6 protein-coding genes are annotated in these 7,779 nt (G+C 56.3%); 3 read left to right on the forward strand and 3 right to left on the reverse strand.

Going from position 1 to position 7,779, the window contains the following annotated elements:
- A partial coding sequence (locus tag ABX962_RS24315) for a PSD1 and planctomycete cytochrome C domain-containing protein (RefSeq protein ID WP_372723121.1) occupies window positions 1-2,461 on the reverse strand: 2,461 nt, incomplete at its 3' end.
- A gap of 2 nt (window positions 2,462-2,463) precedes the next feature.
- Here ABX962_RS24315 and ABX962_RS24320 point away from each other — a divergent pair.
- The gene (locus ABX962_RS24320; RefSeq protein WP_372723123.1) at window positions 2,464-2,637 is read left to right on the forward strand and encodes a hypothetical protein; all 174 of its coding nucleotides are present in this window, start codon (window positions 2,464-2,466) and stop codon (window positions 2,635-2,637) included.
- Complete coding sequence (locus ABX962_RS24325) at window positions 2,603-3,481, forward strand: thiazole synthase (RefSeq protein WP_372723125.1); 879 nt, start codon at window positions 2,603-2,605, stop codon at window positions 3,479-3,481. The genes ABX962_RS24320 and ABX962_RS24325 overlap by 35 nt, the downstream gene beginning before the upstream one ends.
- Window positions 3,482-3,710: 229 nt before the next feature.
- Here the strand turns inward: ABX962_RS24325 and ABX962_RS24330 are convergent, their stop codons facing one another.
- Window positions 3,711-4,418 (reverse strand): HAD family hydrolase, encoded by a 708-nt coding sequence (locus tag ABX962_RS24330; RefSeq protein WP_372723127.1) that lies wholly within the window; start codon window positions 4,416-4,418, stop codon window positions 3,711-3,713.
- Between ABX962_RS24330 and ABX962_RS24335 the strand changes: the two genes are divergently transcribed.
- Window positions 4,402-5,712, forward strand: coding sequence for a DUF3754 domain-containing protein (locus ABX962_RS24335; RefSeq protein WP_372723131.1), 1,311 nt, complete (start codon window positions 4,402-4,404; stop codon window positions 5,710-5,712). The genes ABX962_RS24330 and ABX962_RS24335 overlap by 17 nt on opposite strands.
- Before the next feature lie 99 nt (window positions 5,713-5,811).
- Here ABX962_RS24335 and ABX962_RS24340 read toward each other — a convergent pair.
- Window positions 5,812-7,779 (reverse strand): efflux RND transporter permease subunit (locus tag ABX962_RS24340; protein WP_372723133.1); only part of this gene is annotated, 1,968 nt, incomplete at its 5' end.

Here is a 7,779-nt window from a genome sequence, read left to right on the forward strand (position 1 = left end):
CCCGGAGCATGATGTCGCGAACCGTTTCGCCATTGACGCGGAAACGTGCACCGCGGGCAAGCAGTCGATTATCAGGATCCATTTGGACTAGTTCGGCTGTCCCTTTGGAATCTTGACGATAGGTCGCGCTCATCACGATCCGTTTGTGCAATTGTTTGATCGACCAACCATTCTCGATCAACTCGACGCTCAACCAATCGAGCAATTCGGGATGCGTCGGCGGTTCGGATTGGACGCCAAAATCGTCGCTGGACCGCACCAACCCCGCACCAAATAGCGACCGCCAAGCACGGTTGACGGTCACTCGGGCGACCAAGGGATTGGCGTCACTGACGAGCCAGCGGGCCATCTCGAGTCGATTCTTCGGCGAACGCTGCTCGTCCTCAACGAACACGCTCAGCATCCCCGGACTGACTTGTTCCTTCGGACTGAGGTACTCACCACGATGATGACGATAAGTCGGGCGTGGATGAGCCGCTGGGCGTTCTTGCATCACCAACGTGGTCGTCGGCTCCGGCAACTTCGCTCGCAACGCATCGATCGGTTTACGTGCCTCGGCCAATAGCGAAGTGGTTTGCAGAAACTCGCGTCGCAACATCTCACTTTGTTCTTTGTTTTCATCCGATGAAGCGAGAATCATTTCGGCTGCCTCGGACAGCTGGCTCGCGACCGCCCCAGGCTTATGGGTAACCGCAAAGCGAAAACGCCCCAAACTCGCCACATAATGTCGTTCAAACAGCAACTTGATACGAAGTTCGCCGGGCGTTTCGATTGGCTGCTGCAGATTCATCACCAAATGCAACCGTTCACCTTTGTGATTGCCGGGTTGCCAGCCCGTCGATCCATCACCATCGAAAACGTTATTAGGACGGACTTTGGGATTGCCGTCGTTGGTGGTGCGGTAATTGTGCGAGACCTCGCCAAAATTCAGCGGGGCATCGCCGAGCGTCGCATTCAATTCGCTCACAAAGAAGTCGCCCTTGCGGCCTTCGTAGAACGCCAAACCAGGCCCACGCTCCGGAAGCCGATCATCCGGTAATGCTTCAAGCCGGATCGCGGTGATAGGCAAATCGCTTTGCTGAATCGTGAATGTCAACTCGTACTGGTCACGCTTGGTGGTGTCGCCGCTGGCAAAGACGCTGCCGTCATCGAGTGGCTCGAGCCGCGGCAAATTCGATTTCATCTCCGCCGGTGTGATGACTTGCCATGGCGTCGCGACCGCTTCTTGACTGCGAATCCATTTGGCGAATTCACTTTCGAAAGTCGCGGATTGATCTTCGCCGACCGGAAAGGCGTTCGCCAACTGAGATTCAAGCCGTTCGATTTGATCGAGTGTTTCGCGTCGCCGTTGTTCCACGGTGGGATCCGGGATCGCATAGTCGGGTTCGTCGGCATTGTTCAACAGTGCCATCAACCGAAAGTAATCGGTGTGCGTGATCGGATCGAATTTGTGTGTGTGGCACTGCGCACAACCGGTGGTCAAACCGAGCCACACAATACCGGTCGTTGCCACGCGATCGACCATCGCAAGATAACGATACTCAAGCGGATCGATCCCGCCTTCTTCATTGAGCATCGTATTGCGATGAAATCCGGTCGCGATCAAATCATCGGGATTTTTGCCAGGCAACAAATCGCCGGCCAACTGTTTGATCGAAAACTGGTCGTAGGGCATGTCTTCGTTGAGCGCCCGGATTACCCAATCGCGGTAAGGCCAAATCGAACGCTCGCGATCTTTCTCGTACCCGTTGGTGTCGGCGTAACGAGCGAGATCCAGCCACGGCAAAGCCCAGTGTTCACCATAGCGAGGCGATTGCAGCAGTTCGTCAACCAGAGCTTCGTAAGCATGCGGGTCGGTCGAGGAAACAAATGCATCCGCTTGCTCCGGCGTCGGCGGCAGTCCGATTAAATCAATGTATAACCGACGCACCAACGTCATCCGGTCGGCTTCGGGCGAGGGCGAAATTCCCTGGCGAGTCAATCGGTCCAGCACAAAGGCATCGATCTCGCTACGAGCCCAGCCAGATTCTGTCACGGTCGGCACGGCGGGCTGCGTCGGCGGGGTGAAGGCCCAATGTTTATCGTACTTCGCGCCGCTTTGCACCCAATCGCGAAGCAGTTGTTTCTGTTCGGGTTTGAGCGTTCCTGCATGCGGCGGTGGCATGACCTCGTCTTCGTCGGAAGAGAACAGCCGCCGCACCAATTCGCTGGCGTCCGGATCGCCTGGTTCGATCACGCCGTGATCGATCGCGGCTTCGTCAACATCGAGCCGCAAATCGGCTTCGCGATGCGATTCATCGGGGCCGTGACATGCAAAACACTGCGACGCCAGCACGGGACGCACCTCTCGATTGAACGAGATTTCATCGTCGGCGTTCACTCGGGCGGGAGCACCTACGACGCTGCAAACCAAAGCAAGCAGGACGCGGTAAACAAGGTGGGGGGAGGGGTGGGACTTCATGGATGTATCATAGTCGATGCCAAACGCTTCGTCGCGTGTTGACGATTGCGGCCGCTCGCCAGCAGGCGGGGCGATTTGGTATCCTTGCAGTTACCTTCAAAGTGTCACTCCATTTTACCCGCATTCTGTTGAGCTTTCGCATTGTCTACTACGGAATCCGCCCCCCAAGTGATTGACGACGATCCTGGATTGGTTGTTGGCGGCCATCAACTAAAGAGCCGTCTGATCGTGGGCACCGGTCGCTACGATTCGATGCCGCAAATGCGGGATTCGCTGATGGCTTCGGGCAGCGATTGTGTGACGGTCGCGGTGCGTCGCGAGCGGCTGTACGACCGCATGGGGCAAAACATCCTCGATTTTCTTGACCTGGATCGATACATTTTATTGCCCAACACAGCGGGCTGTTACACGGCTAAGGACGCGATTCGCGCCGCGAAACTCGGCCGCGAAATCCTTCGTTCGCTCAATAATGCCGGCGCGGATTGGGTCAAGTTGGAAGTGCTTGGCGACAGCAAAACGCTGTTGCCGGATCCATCGGAAACATTGGCTGCGTGCGAGGAATTGAGCAAAGAAGGATTCAAAGTCCTCTGCTACACCAGCGATTGTCCGGTCACGGCTCAGCGGCTGAAGGCCGTCGGAGCCGCCAGCGTGATGCCAGCGGGCAGTCCAATCGGCAGCGGCCAAGGGCTGCTAAATCCCAACAACTTGCGGATCATCTTGGAGTATTTGAAGGAAGACGATCCCGATTATCCCGTCATCATCGATGCAGGCGTGGGCACGGCAAGCGATGTCAGCGAAGCGTTCGAGTTGGGGGCCGACGGCGTGCTGTTGAACACCGCAATCGCGCATGCCCGTGATCCGATTCGGATGGCACGAGCGATGAAGTATGCTTCGCTCGCCGGCCGCGACGCCTATTTGTCCGGCCGGATTCCCAAGCGACTTTATGGCACCGCCAGCAGTCCCGAAGAAGGCGTCATTAGCACCCGCCCCTACGGATCCAAGCCGCTGAGCGGCGAGTAAGAAAACGCCGTCTTGCGTGCAGGCCGGCACCGCATTCACCCTCCCGTGTGCGGGAGGGTCGGACGCGATAGCGGCCGGGGAGGGTTGGTTGCACGGTGCTTGTACGATCCATCGCGAACACACCGAAGCCCCACCCAGAGCTTGCTGCCGCTCGCCGGAATTCGCCTGTACTGCCGAAAGTCTTGGCGACTTTCGCTACCCAAATACGCGAGCGAAGTTCGCTACCACGTCATGCGATCAACTCGTGCAATCGCGAATCCAACAACGAATCGGCGATCAACATCACGCCGTCGAACGATTGATCTTTGGTGTGCTCGCTGGGGACGGCGACCGTCTGGGCTCCGGCGGCTAATGCCGCGGTACATCCATTGCCACTGTCTTCGAGAACCAGCATTTCCGATGCGGGGATTTGCATCCTCTCGGCTGCCGTCAAATACATCTCGGGGTGAGGTTTGCCATTGACGACGTCGTTGCCGGTCAACACAAACGCAAGCTGATCCGACCAATCAAACGTCGGCAAAATGACATCGACAAATTTGCGTTGACTGCTGGTTGCCAATCCGAACGGCAAACCGGATCGTCGTAGCGAGTCCATCCACTGGCTCAACCCCGGCATCGGCTGAAGCTGCTCGGCCAACAACGCTCCATACAGTTCGTCCGATTCGGCAAGCAGTGATTCAGCGGAATCCGACAGATTGTGCATTTCAATCATCTGTGCGATCGCCGACACCCCGATGCGGCCCATCATCCGAGCCTGCAATTCCCGGCTGTAGCGATAACCGCGTCGCTGCAGTAACGTATCGCCCACTTGCCAGTACAATCGTTCGGTATCAATCAACAGCCCGTCCATATCGAGTGCCACCCCGCGAACCGGTTTTCGCGCGGCGTCGGCTTGCTCGTCGGACGACTGGGAGCCCGTGGTGTCAAAATCGTTCATTGATCGTTTTCTCGTCGAGTGGTCTGTCAATCGTGACGGCGCGACGACACGCCCTTTGGGCAGTTCGTTCGGCGACATCAGCGAACTGAGTGCATCGGGACTGATCTCGGACAATCCCGATCACTGGTCGGTTGAGTTGTACTTGCCCGTGGAACCGTCGAGACTGCGGGAGTACCTGATCCACCGAAACGAACTGAGCGTTTCGCAGCAACAGGTGTTTACCGAAGCGTTTGGGCAAGTCGAAAGCATACTCAATCGGAATAGTGCGGCGTACCACACCGAATTCTCGAAATGGTACTCCGTACTCGACCCCGATTCGGATCATCGCGACCCGCTGCAGGAGGATTCAGACACCGCTGCCCCCCAGGATGAAACGACCGAAGACGCCACAACGCATCCCCACATTGCTCCGACGCTGCAGCTCTGCGAGCGGATGTTGGTCGAAGCGGGCTACCGTCGTTTGGATCAATCTGACATTGAAGCCTGCGTGGGTGTGGCGAGCCAGTGGGGAGTCCCGCTGCATGTCGACTTCACGCTGTTCGACCAGCTGGTGGTTTATTCGCGAGGCGACATCGTCGGCACCCGCTTTCGCCGCCGGCTCCGCACGCTGTATCAACGTGAACCCGTCGAAGTTCCCGTGTATCAACGGATGGTGGTGCTGTTCAAACTGCACAACGACGACGTATCGGAAGAACAATTGTCGTCACGGTGTTTGCATCTGAGGATGTTCAAAAACATTCCCAAGCTGGATGTCGACATGTTGTTGCCAGGAACGCAAGTTCGAATCAGCAAAGTGGACCGGGTGAAGATCATCGTGCCAAGTCTGGGAGGACTTTTGATGTCACTTCGAAAACTAGCCCATTTCATCTTTTTGTTTGCCGCCATCACGCTGTACTCTTCGATGATGTTGGCCGGGTTGATCTTTGCTTCGATCGGCTACATTGTCCGCAGTGTGGTGAGTTATTTCCAGACCCGCAATCGCTACCTATTGAACTTGGCAAAGAACCTGTACTACCAAAAACTCGATACCAACGCAGGCGTGGGTTACCGTTTGATCCAACAAGCCCGGCAACAGAGTGAAGCCGAGGTGACGCTGGCGTTGTACGGGATCCTGTCGAGCGACGCTCCGCTGAGTCCCCGCAAACTGCGGCGTCACTGCGAGCGAATGATTCGTGAAGCGGTGAACGTCGAAGTCGACTTTCAAGTCGAGCGGTCACTGAAAATCTTGTCGCAAGCCGGACTGATCGAACAAGTCGACGGCGAACAGTGGCGGATGAAGACGCCAGGCTGCTGAGAGAGTCGATTTTCCAGACCACACGGAAATCACCCTCCCGCACACGGGAGGGTGATTTTTTTTCGAACGACAAACAAACCGCTATGAAGGCCACGCCCCTTAACTCATCACATGGGCGGCGGTGTGCGCCGGAGCCTCGGCGGGCGTTTCTTGCGAATCGTCGTCGTCACTCAACGACTCATCTGGATGACTCGGTTTCTCACCTTGTCCAAACGATTCCTTAATGTCCATGAAGATTCGGAACAACGTCGGCACGAACACCAACGTAAAGATCGTCGACACGAGCAGCCCGCCTAACAACACGCTGCCCAAACCTCGATAAAGCTCACTGCCGGAACCGGGGAACAATACTAACGGACACAACCCGAGCACCGTCGTTGCGGTGGTCATCAAGATCGGACGCACGCGAGTGCGAACGCTTTCCAAAATCGCGTCGCGTGACTTGAAACCGTCTTCTCGCATCAAATTAAGCGACTGATGCACGATCAAAATCGCATTGTTGACCACCGTCCCGATCAGGATCACAAACCCCAACATCGTCAACACATCGAGTGCTTGCGGCGGCAACCCCCGCCAAGTCAAGTAAACACTCAACATCCGCAGCCCCAAAATCCCGCCGACCGCGCCCAGCGGGACACTCATGATGATCACAAATGGGTAAACCCAACTTTCAAATAACGCGGCCATCAACAGGTACGTGATCAGCAAGGCCAGCAGTACGTTCCATCGCAGCGCCAACCAAGTATCACGCAATTTGTCGGCGGTCCCCGACAATGTGATTTGGTAACCGCCATCGAGTTGCCCCGACGTACGAATCGGATCAATGATTTGCGTTTCAATCCGCTGCAACGCATCCTCCAATGCCATCTCGGGCGGCGGAGACACTTCGATCGTGATCGCCCGCTGTCGCTCGCGATGATTGATCTGTTCCGGTCCGCTTGACGATTCAATCCGAGCCAATGAATTCAGTGGAACCAAATGACCGCTCGGCGTCGCGATCGGCAACGACTCGAGATCCTGAATCGAACCCGCCTGATCAGGGCTGCCCACAATCGTCAGATCAATCTTGTCGCCACCGATGTAATAATCACTGGCAAACGCACCATCGACCAGCGCGTTCACGGCGTACCCTAAACTCGATGCGTTGACGCCCATTTGCTCGGTTTGAAACAGATAGGGGATCACGTGGGTTTCGGGATTACTGAGGTCCAAACTCGGCACTGGTCGAGCTTGCGCATTGGGGATCACCGGTTCGCCCATCCCTCCCATCACTTGGCCGAGCACTTGGCCCCCAATCCCGACCAATTTTTCGAGTTCCGGCCCAGTGATTTCGACATCGATCGTGCGGCCGGCGGTCAATCCTTGTTCGAACAAACTCGATTGTTTGGCGATCACAAACGCACCGGGTAATTTGGAACGCACACTTTGGATCAACGGAATCAGTTCACCGCTGCGCTGCGGATCGACCGAACGCACGCCCAAAAAAACTTGCCGTCCACGAGCGACATAGAAAAAGTCAAAGATCGCCGGGTATTCGAGATCCTTGGTCGCCGGGTCATCGGGGTCGATGTCCCAGTAGGGTTTTAAATGTTCTTCGACCGTTTCACCAAGACTCGAAAGTTCATCCAGGTTATATCCCGGCGGTGGCAATATGATGCCAAACACCAAGTTGCGATTACCTGTCGGCAGATACTCGACTTTCGGCCATAACGCGTAGCTCAAACCCGCGGTGGCAGCCAACAGCACCGTGACCAACGCCAATCGCCGCAGCAAACTCTGTTGAATCATCCGGTTCGTGCCGACCACCATCGATACAAACAACGAACTGAGCCACAGAATCGGTTGCACGATTCGATCGGACACACGTTGCAGCGAGTGGGGCGCACGCTTGGGCTGTGAAGTGGCTTTCGAGCGTTCAGGCCTTTCGGTCAGCAGTCGAGCCGTGACCGTCGGGATCAATGTGATGCTGACGATCAACGACAAGCCAACCGCCGCACTGATCGCCAATGCGATGTCGCGAAACAATTGGCCCGCTTCTTCTTCGACAAACAAGACCGGCAAAAACAC

It is taken from the genome of Novipirellula sp. (genome assembly GCF_041583735.1).
Taxonomy (GTDB): Bacteria; Planctomycetota; Planctomycetia; order Pirellulales; family Pirellulaceae; genus Novipirellula.